The 13,688-nt window shown below is 60.8% G+C and carries 14 protein-coding genes, 1 tRNA gene and 1 pseudogene; 8 read left to right on the top strand and 8 right to left on the bottom strand.

The window, feature by feature from the left end:
* Positions 1 to 53: 53 nt before the first annotated feature.
* A complete protein-coding gene (locus DNK10_RS19920) occupies positions 54 to 377 on the top strand; it encodes a hypothetical protein (RefSeq protein ID WP_131192753.1) in 324 nt (107 codons plus the stop codon).
* 48 nt (positions 378 to 425) lie between these two features.
* Entirely contained in the window at positions 426 to 983 is a 558-nt protein-coding gene (locus DNK10_RS19915; protein WP_131180365.1) for a Smr/MutS family protein, read from the top strand.
* Positions 984 to 1,104: 121 nt separating this feature from the next.
* Here DNK10_RS19915 and DNK10_RS26040 read toward each other — a convergent pair.
* The 4 genes and pseudogenes from DNK10_RS26040 to earP form a co-directional block, all read right to left on the bottom strand.
* Positions 1,105 to 1,737: pseudogene (locus tag DNK10_RS26040) on the bottom strand (transposase); the annotation flags it as partial.
* Complete coding sequence (locus DNK10_RS26035) at positions 1,725 to 2,414, bottom strand: transposase domain-containing protein (protein ID WP_208738841.1); 690 nt, start codon at positions 2,412 to 2,414, stop codon at positions 1,725 to 1,727. The gene DNK10_RS26035 and the pseudogene DNK10_RS26040, both read right to left, overlap by 13 nt.
* A gap of 122 nt (positions 2,415 to 2,536) precedes the next feature.
* Positions 2,537 to 3,109: an elongation factor P gene (gene efp / locus DNK10_RS19905; RefSeq protein ID WP_042556123.1), complete on the bottom strand. Its 573-nt coding sequence runs from the start codon at positions 3,107 to 3,109 to the stop codon at positions 2,537 to 2,539.
* 46 nt (positions 3,110 to 3,155) lie between these two features.
* Positions 3,156 to 4,286, bottom strand: coding sequence for an elongation factor P maturation arginine rhamnosyltransferase EarP (gene earP / locus DNK10_RS19900; RefSeq protein ID WP_131192808.1), 1,131 nt, complete (start codon positions 4,284 to 4,286; stop codon positions 3,156 to 3,158).
* A gap of 276 nt (positions 4,287 to 4,562) precedes the next feature.
* Here earP and DNK10_RS19895 point away from each other — a divergent pair, with 276 nt between their 5' ends.
* Positions 4,563 to 4,805: a type II toxin-antitoxin system Phd/YefM family antitoxin gene (locus DNK10_RS19895; RefSeq protein WP_131180366.1), complete on the top strand. Its 243-nt coding sequence runs from the start codon at positions 4,563 to 4,565 to the stop codon at positions 4,803 to 4,805.
* Complete coding sequence (locus DNK10_RS19890; RefSeq protein ID WP_131192752.1) at positions 4,802 to 5,062, top strand: Txe/YoeB family addiction module toxin; 261 nt, start codon at positions 4,802 to 4,804, stop codon at positions 5,060 to 5,062. The genes DNK10_RS19895 and DNK10_RS19890 overlap by 4 nt, the downstream gene beginning before the upstream one ends.
* 82 nt (positions 5,063 to 5,144) lie before the next feature.
* Here the strand turns inward: DNK10_RS19890 and DNK10_RS19885 are convergent.
* Positions 5,145 to 5,234, bottom strand: a tRNA-Ser gene (locus DNK10_RS19885).
* A 574-nt stretch (positions 5,235 to 5,808) separates the two neighbouring features.
* Here DNK10_RS19885 and DNK10_RS19880 point away from each other — a divergent pair.
* The 3 genes from DNK10_RS19880 (at position 5,809) to DNK10_RS19870 (ending at position 8,395) form a co-directional block, all read left to right on the top strand.
* Positions 5,809 to 6,498: a crotonase/enoyl-CoA hydratase family protein gene (locus DNK10_RS19880; protein WP_131192751.1), complete on the top strand. Its 690-nt coding sequence runs from the start codon at positions 5,809 to 5,811 to the stop codon at positions 6,496 to 6,498.
* Between the two features lie 126 nt (positions 6,499 to 6,624).
* A complete protein-coding gene (locus DNK10_RS19875; protein ID WP_131192807.1) occupies positions 6,625 to 7,347 on the top strand; it encodes a lysophospholipid acyltransferase family protein in 723 nt (240 codons plus the stop codon).
* 76 nt (positions 7,348 to 7,423) lie between these two features.
* A complete protein-coding gene (locus DNK10_RS19870; protein WP_131192750.1) occupies positions 7,424 to 8,395 on the top strand; it encodes a magnesium and cobalt transport protein CorA in 972 nt (323 codons plus the stop codon).
* Positions 8,396 to 8,478: 83 nt separating this feature from the next.
* On the opposite strand, the gene DNK10_RS19865 is transcribed toward DNK10_RS19870, so the two are convergent.
* The 3 genes from DNK10_RS19865 to DNK10_RS19855 form a co-directional block, all read right to left on the bottom strand.
* Positions 8,479 to 9,267, bottom strand: coding sequence for an ABC transporter permease (locus DNK10_RS19865; RefSeq protein WP_131180371.1), 789 nt, complete (start codon positions 9,265 to 9,267; stop codon positions 8,479 to 8,481).
* Positions 9,264 to 10,196, bottom strand: coding sequence for an ABC transporter ATP-binding protein (locus DNK10_RS19860; RefSeq protein ID WP_131180372.1), 933 nt, complete (start codon positions 10,194 to 10,196; stop codon positions 9,264 to 9,266). The genes DNK10_RS19865 and DNK10_RS19860 overlap by 4 nt, the downstream gene beginning before the upstream one ends.
* A gap of 75 nt (positions 10,197 to 10,271) precedes the next feature.
* Complete coding sequence (locus tag DNK10_RS19855; RefSeq protein WP_131192749.1) at positions 10,272 to 10,892, bottom strand: glutathione S-transferase family protein; 621 nt, start codon at positions 10,890 to 10,892, stop codon at positions 10,272 to 10,274.
* Positions 10,893 to 11,225: 333 nt separating this feature from the next.
* Between DNK10_RS19855 and DNK10_RS19850 the strand changes: the two genes are divergently transcribed.
* Positions 11,226 to 13,673, top strand: coding sequence for an acyl-CoA dehydrogenase (locus tag DNK10_RS19850; protein WP_131192748.1), 2,448 nt, complete (start codon positions 11,226 to 11,228; stop codon positions 13,671 to 13,673).
* Positions 13,674 to 13,688 lie beyond the last annotated feature (15 nt).

The raw sequence follows: 13,688 nt of genomic DNA, 5'->3' as shown, positions 1-13,688 counted from the left end.
CGCTCCGTTCCTGCCAGTCATAGCGGAAAGATCCTTCGAGGAAATGTCGCCCCATGAAGCAATCAGACGGTTTCGATGCCCGCCGCCTACGCCCGAGAGGATCGGGCCACTGGCGACTGCGCGTTGCCGCCGCCCTGGCGGCGCTGTTCGCGACATTCGGCATTCTGCTGGCCATGGCGGGGGCCGCTACCCTGCTGGGGCGGCCACCGGCCCTCGGCAACCTGAACGACTCCACCAGCGACGCCAGCATTCTACTGGCGCTTGGCCTGATCCTGCTGTGGGGCGGCATAGTGGGCTGGCGTAAATGCCGTCGACGCCTGCGCCAGCGCAGTGCCGACCTGGCCATGTCTCCGCACCTGATGAAGAAACGCGACTGACCCGTCTCTTCCCGCTTGGTAAACTTGGCTTCCCCTGCGGAGGCTCCGATGCAAGACGACGACTTTTCCCTGTTCAAGGCTCAGCTGCAAGGCGTGAAACCGATCAAGCATGATCGCGCCGACACCGGCAAGCCGAAGAGCGACCGTGCGCGCCTGGCTACCCTGCGCCAAGCCGCGACGCTAAGCACCGACACCATCAAGGTCGATGGCCTGTCCGATCAGTTCGTCATCGACGTTGGCGCCGAAGACGCCCTGTACTGGGCCGGCAATGGCGTGCAGGACGGCCAGATGCGCAAACTCAAGCTCGGCCAGATCCCGTTCGACGGCAGCCTCGACTTGCACGGCATGAGCGTGGAAAAGGCCCGCGACACCCTCTGGGAATTCCTCGCCGAAGCTACCAAGCTGGAAGTTCGCTGCGTACGGGTGACCCACGGCAAGGCGGTACGCACCGACGGCCGCAAGCCGATGATCAAGAGCCACGTGAATACCTGGCTGCGCCAGCACCCGCAAGTGCTCGGTTTCACCTCCTGCATCGCCAAGCACGGCGGCACCGGAGCGGTCTACGTGATACTCAAGCGCACCATGATGGACGGCCGCGACGAGTGATCGGTAGCCCGACGGCTATCTACCAGCCCACGCTGAGCAGATTTACGAAAATAGCCGGTAGCCATTTACGGCGAGCCTGAATGGCAGGCACAAAAAACCCGGCGCGAAAGCCTAATGCCAGTCAGTTAAGCTGACTGGCATTTTTCTTTTTGGGGTACTTTATCGGTTTAGGTTTCACGACGCGGGGATAGTGCCGTTCTCGCCTGGGTGGCAGGACGAAGTGACGGGCCTGGATTCTCAGCTCTGCCAGCCGTTGGGGGATAGTCGCCGGTGTTTGCGTGGGGCAATAACGCAGAGCCCCCGCGATGGCCAGCCACTGGAAGCTCAGGCGTTGTGGGGGTATTTCCAGCTCCTCGGCCATCAGGTGCATTTCCTGGCGGATCAGGTTGTAGGCCAGCAAGGTTCCCCATAACTCCTGCCGAGCGAGTTCAGGGAGTTTGCTGCGCAGCAATCCGCCATCTTGCAGGCCTTGCTTGATCTCGCGGTAACCCAGTTCGATCTCCCAGCGCTCGCGATAGTGAGCCGCCACCTGGTCGGCCGGGTAGCGGTGCGGATCACAGAGCGAACTCAGGTAGCGCCTGGGCTTACCATCGACCCTGCGCTCAATCAAACGGGCCTGCCAGTACTCGGGGAGCTGGGGTTGCTGTCGACGGGCCTGAGGCGAGACCGGCAGACGTACCAGCCAGTCACCCGGCCCAAAGGTCTTTACGATGTCATGGCGCAGTGTTGATTTGGCACGCATCAACCAGTGACGCTCGGCGCCTTGCCTCTGCCAATCAAGAAGGAAGGTGGCCGAGTAGTAGGCACGATCAAAATGGTCAGCGAATGGTCACCCACCGCCTGCGCCAACTCCCGGGCGAAACTGAGTTCCCCCACCGCAAAGCTGCCGAAGCGTGCGGCGCGGATCAGGTGGCTATAGGTGTCCATGAGGCAGACCCCACGGGCCTGGGGCCAGTTACTGACACCGTGCTGGTTCTTTCCGCTGGAGAAGGCCTCGCGATTCTCCGGTGTATCCGGCATCGACCAGACCACGCCATCCACGGCAAAACTGCGTAGCCCATGAAAACGGGCGCAGGCGGGAGGCTCGGTCGCCAGCCAAGCCTGCGCCAATTGCTCGAACAAGGCCTCCAGCGGGGCCTCGCCCAAGCGCTGCCGCGCCTGCACCACTGCACTGGGCGCAGGAGCCAACCCCTGTCCATCGGATAGGCCCAGTTGCTGCACGATCAGCCAGATGGGTTCGTTCTTGAACAAGGCCATCCCCACGACCAGCCACACAATGCGCTCAGCCGGCAGGCGACGACGGCGAAGCGAAACCGTTCCGCTCAGCCTCAAGGCCTCCTCGATCCATGACGGATCAATCAGCTGCGAGAACCGCTCGAAGGAGGCAGGATTGAGCTCGGCGGTCTGCCGGAGTGCTTGCTGGATGGACATAAAAAACAGGCTCATGGAAATCCAGGAGCCTGTTTCTATTACCGCAGCCTCGGAGTCAATGCCTTAACTGACTGGCATTAGGCGCGAAAGCCGGGCTTTTCATGACATCGCAAGCCTGACGATCAGACCGGCGCCTTGGCGCGGGACTTGTACTCGCCGGTACGGGTGTCGATCTCGATCCAGTCACCGATTTCGCAGAAATCAGCCACTTTCACTTCGGTACCATTGTTCAGCTTGGCAGGCTTCATCACCTTGCCGGAGGTGTCGCCACGGGCGGAACCTTCGGTGTAGGCCAGCTGACGCACGATGGTGGTCGGCAGGTCGACGGAGATAACCTTGCCTTCGAAGAACACGGCCTCACAGACATCGTTCATACCTTCTTCGATGAACGGCAGAACGCTTTCCAGGTCTTCGGCACGCAGCTCGTAGGAGTTGTATTCCGGATCCATGAAAACGTAGTCGTCGCCGCTGATGTAGGACAGGTTCACTTCCTTGCGCTCAAGGATGACCGGCTCCATCTTGTCGTCGGCTTTGTAGACGGTTTCAGTCTTCGAGCCGTTCATTAGGTTCTTCAGCTTCATCTTCACGATGGCGCTGTTACGACCGGACTTGGTGAATTCGGCCTTCTGGATCAGCCATGGCTGGCCATCGATCAGGGCCACGCTGTTAGGCTTCATTTCTTGTGCGGTTTTCATACGAATATCCGGATCTGAATGGATTTACAAAATTCGAGGCCGCGTATCATAGCCAATTTCGGTAAAACTGCACCAGCGCTGCGGCAAGATCTGCACGTACCGCCTGGCACTTCGCCCACGCCTGGGCATGTGCAGTCAGTTCATCGTGGCAGTGCAGCCACGCGCTCCAGCCCTGCGCCATGGGCTCGCCAGCGTTCCAGGCCCGCCACACGGCCTGCAGCACCGCGCTGGCCTCGGCCGAAAGCCCTTGGCAGTACAACGCCATGAAAGCCTCCAGCTTGTCCCAGTGCGCGCCCTCTTCTTGAGGATAAATGTGCCAGACGAGCGGTCGTCCGGCCCACTGCGCGCGCACGAAGGAATCCTCGCCGCGTACCAGGTTGAGGTCGCAGCACCAGAGCAGCGCGTCGTACTGATCCTGCTGCACGAAGGGCAGCACCTGAACGCTCAGCGCACCACGCCGCGCTACCGCACCGGCTTCAATCGGTTGCCCCAACCAGTGCTGCAGATCACCCAGTATCCGACCTTCGGGCACCAGCAGGTGGGTAGGCGCGACATCGTTCGCCAAGGCATCGAGCCAGCCGGCCAACGCGGCATTTTCGTAGGCGAACAGGGAAATCAATCGAGCGCCAGGGTCTGGCCGTACGCCAATCGATGCGAGGAAGCGCTCACGGGCATCAGCGTCACTCTGCAGCGCATCACGGGCGGCCAGCAGATCCCGCTCGCGCAACAGCCCGCCGGTGCCCGCGGTAAAACCTGGAAAGAAGAAGAATTTCTGCAGGCCATTGCTCTGCATCGATGGCAATCCATGACAGCCCTCGACCCAGTCCTCGGCACTCAGATACTCCAGATTCAGCCAGAGAATGCGCGTCGGCCTTACTGCCATCGCCGCTACGTATACGGCGGGCAACTCACAGGCGAACGCCTCGATCACCACATCCGCCGGCTCGACCGGCTGCCAGGCCTGCGCCCAGCGACGTACCTCGACGCCACGCAGCCGCTGACAAGCCAACTCGGCATCCGCCTGCGGGCAAATCCGCACGAGCGCCGTCAGGTCGTCGACCCACAGGCGTACTTCGGCGCCCTGCTCGGCGACCAACTGTCGCGCCAGCCGCCAGGTCACACCGATATCGCCGTAGTTGTCTACCACGCTACAGAAAACATCCCACTTCACTGCCAGGTTCTCGGTATCAAGGAGGTATCCATGCGTCGATTTTACAATTGCAGGCTGACACAACGATCCACAGCTCAGTCCGCAAGACGTTTTGTTACCCGGCACAAGTAGCTCGTACCGACAGTGCAATTCTACTTCGCTTCCAAGTCTGCGCGGCTGCCATCACCCGCTGTTCTGTGCATTTGCAAGACGCTTTGCGTTCAACCCGCTTAACGACGAAGAGTCATTAACATGACGTACGACTTCACGTACGATACAAGCATCCTCAGGAGGCCAAGCATCATGCAAACTCTCACCGCCAGCGAAGCACGCACCAATCTGTATCGGTTGATGGATCAGTCCGCAGAATCCCACCAACCCATTCTGATTTCGGGCAAACGCACCAACTCGGTTCTGATCTCGGCTGAGGATTGGGAAGCCATCCAGGAAACGCTGTACCTGCTGTCCGTCCCTGGCATGCGCGAATCCATCAAGGAAGGCATGGAAGAACCGGTAGACGATTGCGCCAAGGAACTCGACTGGTGACTTGGCAACTCGCTTTCACGAAACAAGCTCAGAAAGACGCAAAGAAGCTTGCTGCTGCAGGCTTGAAGGACAAGGCCAAAGCCTTGCTGGACGTGGTACAGGTGAACCCCTTCCAGACACCACCGTACGAAAAGCTGGTGGGCGACCTGTCCGGGGCCTACTCCCGGCGCATCAACATCCAGCACCGCCTCGTCTATCAGGTGCTGCAGGATGCGCAAGTGGTCAAGGTGCTGCGGCTCTGGACTCACTACGAATAAAGCGCTTTCGACAGCTCCCTGATCCAGAATGCAAAAAGCCCCGAAAACAGTAACGTTTTCAGGGCTTCAGGTATTTCGAAAGTGGCGGTGAAGAAGGGATTCGAACCCTTGATACGATTTCTCGTATACACACTTTCCAGGCGTGCTCCTTCAACCGCTCGGACACTTCACCGGATCTCGCCAGACATGCTGTCTGTCGAGGCGCGCTAATGTAATCGAACAATTCGCCAAAGGCAAAACTTTTTTCAGAAGATTCATGCGGTTAAGCCGCCGCTGGGTTCAGCAACGGCTTGTTGCCCCTGTAGATTCGCCTGGCGTTGCCGCGACCAAATTCAAGGAAGGGATTCGAACCCTTGCTAGGGTCTGTTGACGTTTCAGCGCGAGCCGCGTTGCCGCGAGAAATCTCGCCAGGCTAGGCGGAGGACGCCGGTAATGGTTGTTCCCTTGCCAAGTCCTCCAACAACGCATGGCGAGATTTCCCGCGCAACCCGAAGGGCCGGGCCCGTTTTGTCGCGATGCTGCGTTTCTCGCCGGCTCATTTAGCCAGCTAAACTTCGCGGCTCGTGCCTTGCCTCGCGGCAAAACGGGCTCCGGCGCGGCCGTGCGTGAAACGTCAACAGACCCTATTACCTTACTCAGGGCGCCGGCAAAGTGGCCAAAGCCTGACTCACTGGTCATCCTTCGTGCTTTACCTGACCACATCCGATGCGTAACGTCAGCCGCAAATCCAGAACAAGGAGTCGACCATGAGCGACCTGATCAGCTATCAACTCGACGACGGCATCGCCACCCTGACCCTGAACAACGGCAAGGTGAACGCCATTTCGCCTGCGGTGATCGAGGCCCTCAATGCCGCCCTGGATCGCGCCACCCAGGACAAGGCCATCGTGATCCTCACCGGGCAGCCGGGCATTCTTTCCGGCGGCTATGACCTCAAGGTCATGACCTCTGGCCCACAGAACGCCATCGATCTGGTGGCCGCTGGCTCGACGCTGGCGCGGCGCATGCTCGCTCATCCGTACCCGATCATCACGGCCTGCCCGGGCCATGCGGTGGCCAAGGGTGCTTTCCTGCTGCTCTCCAGCGATTACCGCATCGGTATCGAAGGGCCATTCAGCATCGGCCTCAACGAAGTGCAGATCGGCATGACCATGCACCACGTCGGCATCGAGCTGGCACGTGATCGCCTGCGCAAAGCAGCCTTCCACCGCTCGGTGATCAATGGCGAGATGTTCGACCCACAAGGTGCGCTGGACGCCGGCTTCCTCGACAAGGTGGTACCAGCCGAGCAATTGATGACCACTGCCCTGGCCGTCGCCGAGCAGTTCAAGAAGATCAACATGAACGCCCACCGCAAAACCAAGCTCAAGGTACGAGCTGCGCTGCTGGAAACGCTCGACCAATCCATAGAGCTGGATAAGCAGCACGCCTTATAAGCGGCCAGGCATGCAGGCGAGCGCCTGCATGCCCAGCCGCCCGGCAATCACTGGTAATAGGCTGGCAATTGCCCAAAGCCTGACCCACCCCTACACTGCGCGACCTTTTTCATGTGGGTCGCAACCATGCTGTTCGTACTGCGCATGCTGATGATGGGCGTGCATTTCATCATCGCAGGCATTCTCGGGCTGCTGCTGGGCTTGTATCGACCCTTCCATCCCGATAACAGTCGCCTGTGCGCACGCTTCTATTCGTTGCCAGCACTGCGCATGCTGCGTCTGCAGGTCAAGACCGATACGCAGAACCTTGCCGAGCATGATCGACCCTGCGTGATCATTGCCAATCACCAGTCCAACTATGACCTTTACATCATCGGCCGCGTGGTGCCCAGGCGCACGGTGAGCATTGGCAAGAAGAGCCTGAAATGGGTGCCGCTGTTCGGCCAGCTGTACTGGCTGGCCGGCAATGTGCTGATCGACCGCGGCAATGCGCGCAAGGCCAAACGCTCGATGCAGGCGACCACTCATACGCTGCAACACGAAAACACGTCGATCTGGGTATTCCCCGAGGGTACCCGCAATGGCGGTGGCGAGATGCTGCCCTTCAAGAAGGGCGCCTTCCAGATGGCCCTCACCGCCGGTGTGCCGATCATCCCGGTGTGTGCCAGCAGCTACGTGCGCAGCCTGCGCCTGAATCGCTGGAACAGTGGCAAGGTGATGATCCGCTCGCTGCCGGAGATTCCCACCACAGGCTTGAGCATGGACGACCTGCCCCAACTGATCGAAACCTGCCGCTCACGCATGCAGGCCTGCATCGATTCGATGGATGCCGAGCTGGCTCGTGCCTGAGAGCCTGCTCAAAGGTGCTGAGCGAGTCGAAATAAGCAGGTAAGCTGCGGCGAACAGGTTACGCACGGGGCAAACCATGGGCGAAGTCGTCGCAGCAGCCGTCTACAGCCAGGGCCGCAAGGTCAGCGACATTCACCTCGACGAAGGTCGCGACTGGGCCAGCAGGCCCGATCATTTCGTGTGGATCGGCCTGCATGATCCTGGCAGCGAGGAGCTCGGCAACCTGCAGCGGCAGTTCAACCTCCACGAACTGGCCCTGGAAGACGCACTGCAACGCCATACCCGCCCCAAGCTCGAGACCTTCGGCGACGCGCTGTTTCTGGTGCTCTATTCGCCGGTGCAGGTCGGCGATGAACTGACCTTCGTGGAAACCCAGCTGTTCGCCGGCAAGGGCTACGTGATCAGCGCTCGCTATGGCGAGTCGGCGCCCTACTCCAAGGTTCGCCAGCGTTGCGAGGCTCGGCCGATGCTGCTCGAGCACGGCGAGGACTTCGTGCTCTACGCCCTGCTCAGCTTCATCATCGAGAATTATCGGCCCTTGATGGACATCTATTACGCCGAACTGGAACAGCTCGAGCAGGCGGTACTGGAGTACGCCATGAGCCACGCCGAGGTGGTGCGCATTCAGCACCTGCGCCGCAACCTGCTGCGCCTGCGGCGCAATATAGGGCCACTGGCGGAGATCTGCCAGGAGCTGCAACGCCTGGACTTCCCCTTCATCGACAAGAACATGCGGCCGTACTTTCGCGACGTGGCGATCCACGTCAACCGCCTGCTCGAGGATCTGACCAATCTGCGGGAAATGGCCGACCACGCCATCGAGATCGGCCTGTTGCTGGAGTCCTCGCGGCAGAGCGTCGTGCAGCGCAAGTTCGCCGCCTGGGCAGCGATACTGGCGTTTCCCACGGCAGTCGCCGGCATCTATGGCATGAACTTCCACAACATGCCGGAGCTCACCTGGCAGTACGGCTATTTCACCGTCCTGGGCGTTATCGGCGTGGGCTGCACCGGGCTGTACGCCAGCTTCCGACATTACGGCTGGCTGTAGACGGCACCTACATCGGCGGTGAATGGTTTCGTGGATCGGTCGGGCCGCGCAGGCGAGGCGTGATCCACCCTACTTCGCGTCGATCACTGCCGCATGCCACGCCCGCTGACCAGCAAACGCACGCACAGTACGTAGAGCACGGCAGTGGCGACCAGCATGAAGCCGATTGCCGTGCCGATGCTGATATCCGAAACACCGAGAATGCCGTAGCGGAAGGCGTTGACCATGTGCAGCACCGGGTTGGCCATCGACACCGTCTGCCAGAACGGCGGCAACAGGCTGATCGAATAGAACACGCCACCCAGGTAGGTCAGCGGCGTCAGCACGAAAGTCGGGATGATCGAGATATCGTCGAAGTTGCGCGCGAACACCGCATTGACGAAGCCACCCAGGGAAAAGATGGTCGCCGTCAGCAGCACCACCAGCACAGTGAGCCCGAGGTGATGCACCTGCAGATGGGTGAAGAACAGGGAGAGTATCGTCACGATCACCCCAACCGCCAGACCGCGCAACACACCGCCGGTGACGTAACCGATGAGGATGGTATGCGGCGACACCGGCGAGACCATCAGCTCCTCCACCGAACGCTGGAACTTGCTGCCGAAGAAGCTCGACACCACGTTGCCATAAGCGTTGGTGATCACCGACATCATGATCAAGCCCGGCACGATGTACTCCATGTAGGTGAAGCCATCCATATCGCCGATCTGCCGGCCGATCAGGTTTCCGAAGATCACGAAGTACAACACCATGGTGATCGCTGGCGGCAGCAGCGTCTGCGGCCAGATACGGGTGAAGCGACGGACTTCGCGGTAAATGATGGTGCGCAACGCGACCATATTGGCGCTGAATTCGGACTGCTCGCGACTCATACGGCCACCTTCGACAGGTTCTTCTCGACCAGGGACACGAACAGCTCCTCCAGGCGGTTGCTCTTGTTACGCAGACTCAGTACCTCGATGTTCTGCGCGGACAGCTGACGGAACAGCTCGGTAACGCCGAGGCTCTTGTCCACCTGCACCTCGAGGGTGTGATGGTCGACTATCTTCACGGGATAGCCCGGCAGCTCCGGCACGACTGTAAGGTTATCCTTGAGATCGAGCAGAAAGGTCTCCACATGCAGCTTCTTCAGCAGCGACTTCATGCTGGTGTTCTCGACGATCCGCCCGTGATCGATGATGCCGATGTTGCGGCACAGCTGCTCGGCCTCTTCCAGATAGTGGGTTGTCAGGATGATGGTGATGCCCTGCTTGTTCAGGTCAGTGAGAAAGCTCCACATCGACCGGCGCAGTTCGATATCGACGCCCGCGGTCGGCTCGTCGAGGATCAGTAGCTGCGGTTGGTGCACCAGCGCCCGGGCGATCATCAAGCGGCGCTTCATGCCGCCGGACAGCTCCCGCGAGGCCACGTCGCGCTTGTCCCACAACCCCAGTTGATTGAGGTACTGCTCGGCACGCTCCTTGGCCAGGCGCGCGGGAATACCGTAATAGCCGGCCTGGGTCACGACGATGTCGAAGACCTTCTCGAACTGATTGAAATTGAATTCCTGAGGCACCACACCGAGGCAACGCTTGAGCGCAGCGGGCTGAGTGTCCAGGTCATGGCCGAATACGTTGACCGTGCCACTGGACTTGTTCACCAGTGTCGAGAGGATGCCGATGGTGGTGGATTTGCCGGCGCCGTTAGGGCCCAGCAAGGCGAAGAAATCCCCTTCGGAGACATCGAGATCGAGGCCGTGCAAGGCTTGAAAGCCATTGCCATAGGTTTTGGTCAGCTGCCGGATCGACAGAGCAGTACTCATAAAGGATACACACGCATAAAAAATGACAGGGTTCAGATGGGGGCGTAGCGCCAACATTGCAACGCAATCACGCAGTCAGGTCAGCTCGGTCATCACCGCGCGCTGATAGGCGGGACGCTCACGCAGCCGCGCATACCACGCCTGCAGGTTAGGCTGCGATGGCCGCTCGATGGGCATCTCGAACCAGGCATAGATGAAGCAACCCAGAGGGATATCACCCATGCCGAAGGCATCACCGGAAAGATAGTCATGCTCGCCCAGCGCCTGCTCGGACAGCGCGAGAAGTGCGATACAGTGCTGCCGGGCAACCTCGATCGCAGCCAGATCACGTCGCTCGACCGGCGTACGCAAGGTGCCCCAGAACAATTCGCGGAAAGCACCGGCAAAGGTGGACGTCGTCCAATCCATCCATTTATCGGCGAACGCCCGACTCGCCGGATCCACCTGATAGAGGGCGCCCGTCGCGTAGGCGGCCGCCAGGTAACGGACGATGCTGTTGGACTCCCAGAGCACCAGATCACCGTCCTCGAGCACCGGTACCAGCCCATTGGGGTTGCGCGCCAGAAACTCGGGCTTATCGACCACCCCGAAGGCACCGCCAGCGTCGAGCCGCTGGTAGGCGACACCGGCCTCCTCGGCGCACCACAGCACTTTACGCACATTGCTGGAATTCTTGCGGCCCCATATTTTCAGCATCGCGAATCGTCCTTATTAGAATCCCGCCAGCCGAGACGGTGAACAACCCTACCATTCTGGCCGCAAGAAGGAAGCCGGGGCGGATGATGTTGGCTATCGACCCCGTTCATGGAGCGCTGCGCGAAGGTCATTCATGGACTGACCAACAGGTCATCTGCAGACGCAATTTGTTAGGCGAACTCCACAAGCCGGGCAAGGGTCACTATCGTGAACGCGGTAGGTCGTGACCATTCAGAAGCGACCTGTTACGCCCCTGTCGGCAGCCTCTACAGTTGCCGACTACGATTATGGCGGCGGTAGTCGTTCTGCCATCGCCATCATGGAGGATTCTGCATGCTCGTTGTCTGGTTGCTCGTTCTGGTTATCGGTACGGCCTACTTGGCCCACCGCCGCACGGCGCCCCTACCCGCCCTGGCAATCGTTGCCGCCTACCTGCTCATCATGGGCGCCTCTAGCCATGCGCCCGGCTGGCTGCTGGTGATCTTCTGGCTACTGTGGCTGGGCGTCGCCCTGCCGCTGGCACTGCCGGATCTGCGCCGCAAGCATTTCACGGCGCCGTTGTTCGCCTGGTTCCAGAAAGTACTGCCACCGATGTCGGCCACCGAGAAAGACGCCATCGAAGCGGGCACCGTATGGTGGGATGGCGAGCTGTTCAGCGGCCGCCCCGACTGGGACAAGTTGCTGGCCTACCCGAAAGCCAGGCTGACTGCCGAAGAACAGGCGTTCGTCGATGGCCCGACCGAAGAGCTGTGCGCCATGGTCAGCGACTGGGACATCGGCCAGCGCATGGATCTGCCGCCTGAAGCCTGGGCACACATCAAGCAACACGGCTTCTTCGCCCTGATCATCCCCAAGGAATACGGCGGCAAGGGCTTTTCCGCCTATGCCCACTCCCAGGTGGCCATGAAACTCGCCACCCGCAGCGGTGACCTCGCCTCCACCGTGATGGTGCCTAATTCCCTCGGCCCAGCCGAACTGCTGCTGCATTACGGCACCGAAGAACAACGCAATCATTACCTGCCGCGCCTGGCCCGCGGAGACGATATTCCCTGCTTCGCCCTCACCGGCCCATTGGCTGGTTCCGACGCCGGCGCCATGCCCGATAGCGGCGTGATCTGCAAAGGTCAGTGGAACGGCGAGGAAGTCATCGGCCTGCGTCTGAACTGGGAAAAGCGCTACATAACCCTCGGCCCGATAGCGACGCTGCTTGGCGTCGCCTTCAAGGCCTATGACCCGGATCACCTGCTCGGCGACAAGGAAGAGCTGGGCATCAGCCTGGCGCTGATTCCCACCGACACGCCCGGCGTGGAAATCGGCCGCCGTCACCTGCCGCTGGGCGCCGCCTTCATGAACGGACCCAACTCCGGCAAGGATGTATTCGTACCGCTCGAATACCTGATCGGCGGTCCGGACTACCTCGGCAAAGGCTGGATGATGCTGATGAACTGCCTGTCGGTAGGTCGCTCCATCTCCCTGCCCGCCGTCGGTACTGGCGCCGCCAAGTACACCAGCCTGGTCACCGGCCAGTACAGCCAGGTACGCGAGCAATTCAACGTACCACTCTCGGCCTTCGAAGGCATTCAGGAAGCCCTGGCGCGCATCGGCGGCAACGCCTGGCTGATGGACAGCGCGCGCATCCTCACCGCCAATGCGGTGGATCTGGGCGAGAAGCCGTCGGTACTGTCGGCGATCCTCAAATACCACCTGACCGAGCGCGGTCGAGAGTGCATCACCCACGCCATGGACGTACACGGCGGCAAGGGCATCATCATGGGCCCGAGCAACTACCTGGGCCGTTCCTGGCAGGGGGCGCCGATCTTCATTACGGTCGAGGGTGCCAACATCCTCTCGCGCAACCTGATGATCTTCGGCCAGGGTGCGATTCGCTGCCACCCGTATGTACTCAAGGAAATGGCCCTGGCGCAGCGCGAAGATCGTGATCAGGCCCTGCTGGAGTTCGATGACCTGCTGATGCAGCACATCGGTTTCGCCGTCAGCAACGCCGCCAGCACGCTGATCCTCAGCCTCAGCCTGGGCATGCTCGGCAAGGTACCAGGCGACCGCATCAGCCGCCCCTACTTCCGCGCCCTCAACCGCCTGGCCGCCGCTTTCGCCATGCTCGCCGATTTCAGCATGATGCTGCTCGGCGGCGAGCTGAAGCGTCGCGAACGCCTGTCGGCCCGCCTGGGCGATGCCCTCAGCCACCTGTACCTGGCCTCTGCCGCGCTGAAGCGTTATCACGATCAGGACTACCCGGAGTACATTCGCCCGCTGCTGCACTGGGCACTGGAAGAAAGCCTGGGCAAGGCCGAGATGGCACTCGACGACCTGCTCAGCAACTTCCCCAACCGTGCATTGGGTTGTGCGCTGCGCGTGCTGGTATTCCCCTTCGGCCGTCGTCACCAGGGCCCTGACGATCACCTCGACGCTCAAGTCGCAGCCATCATCGGCCGTAACGCTGGCGATCCGGCTCTCGAAGAACTGCTCGAAGGCTGCTTCCGCCCCAGCTCGACCGAAGATCCGGTTGGCGCCCTGCAACATGCCTTCAACCTGCTGCAGGAAACCCAGCCGCTGCAGAAGAAGCTGCACAAGGCCGTCAAAGCCGGGCAGGTTCGGGAAATGCCCGGCCAGAACGAGATCGAAACGGCCGTCGCCGCCGGTGTACTCACTGCCGAGGAAGGCCAGCAACTGCAGCGTGCCGAAATCGCCCGCCGCGTAGTGATCGATGTCGATGACTTCAGCAAGGAAGAGCTGCTGCCCAGCGAGGGTAAAACAAGGTAGTCGTACTGCAGGCAC

The organism is Phytopseudomonas daroniae, assembly GCF_004327275.1.
Classification (GTDB): Bacteria; Pseudomonadota; Gammaproteobacteria; order Pseudomonadales; family Pseudomonadaceae; genus Aquipseudomonas; species Aquipseudomonas daroniae.
Note: the sequence above shows the minus strand (reverse complement) of the source record. Positions and strands in the feature narration are given on the sequence as shown.

Bases quoted from the DNA above. Each gene is read 5' to 3' on its own strand.
- DNK10_RS19920 (WP_131192753.1), top strand. From the start codon at position 54: ATGAAGCAATCAGACGGTTTCGATGCCCGCCGCCTACGCCCGAGAGGA.
- DNK10_RS19915 (WP_131180365.1), top strand. From the start codon at position 426: ATGCAAGACGACGACTTTTCCCTGTTCAAGGCTCAGCTGCAAGGCGTG.
- DNK10_RS26035 (WP_208738841.1), bottom strand. From the start codon at position 2,414: ATGTCCATCCAGCAAGCACTCCGGCAGACCGCCGAGCTCAATCCTGCC.
- efp (WP_042556123.1), bottom strand. From the start codon at position 3,109: ATGAAAACCGCACAAGAAATGAAGCCTAACAGCGTGGCCCTGATCGAT.
- DNK10_RS19895 (WP_131180366.1), top strand. From the start codon at position 4,563: ATGCAAACTCTCACCGCCAGCGAAGCACGCACCAATCTGTATCGGTTG.
- DNK10_RS19880 (WP_131192751.1), top strand. From the start codon at position 5,809: ATGAGCGACCTGATCAGCTATCAACTCGACGACGGCATCGCCACCCTG.
- DNK10_RS19875 (WP_131192807.1), top strand. From the start codon at position 6,625: ATGCTGTTCGTACTGCGCATGCTGATGATGGGCGTGCATTTCATCATC.
- DNK10_RS19870 (WP_131192750.1), top strand. From the start codon at position 7,424: ATGGGCGAAGTCGTCGCAGCAGCCGTCTACAGCCAGGGCCGCAAGGTC.
- DNK10_RS19865 (WP_131180371.1), bottom strand. From the start codon at position 9,267: ATGAGTCGCGAGCAGTCCGAATTCAGCGCCAATATGGTCGCGTTGCGC.
- DNK10_RS19860 (WP_131180372.1), bottom strand. From the start codon at position 10,196: ATGAGTACTGCTCTGTCGATCCGGCAGCTGACCAAAACCTATGGCAAT.
- DNK10_RS19855 (WP_131192749.1), bottom strand. From the start codon at position 10,892: ATGCTGAAAATATGGGGCCGCAAGAATTCCAGCAATGTGCGTAAAGTG.
- DNK10_RS19850 (WP_131192748.1), top strand. From the start codon at position 11,226: ATGCTCGTTGTCTGGTTGCTCGTTCTGGTTATCGGTACGGCCTACTTG.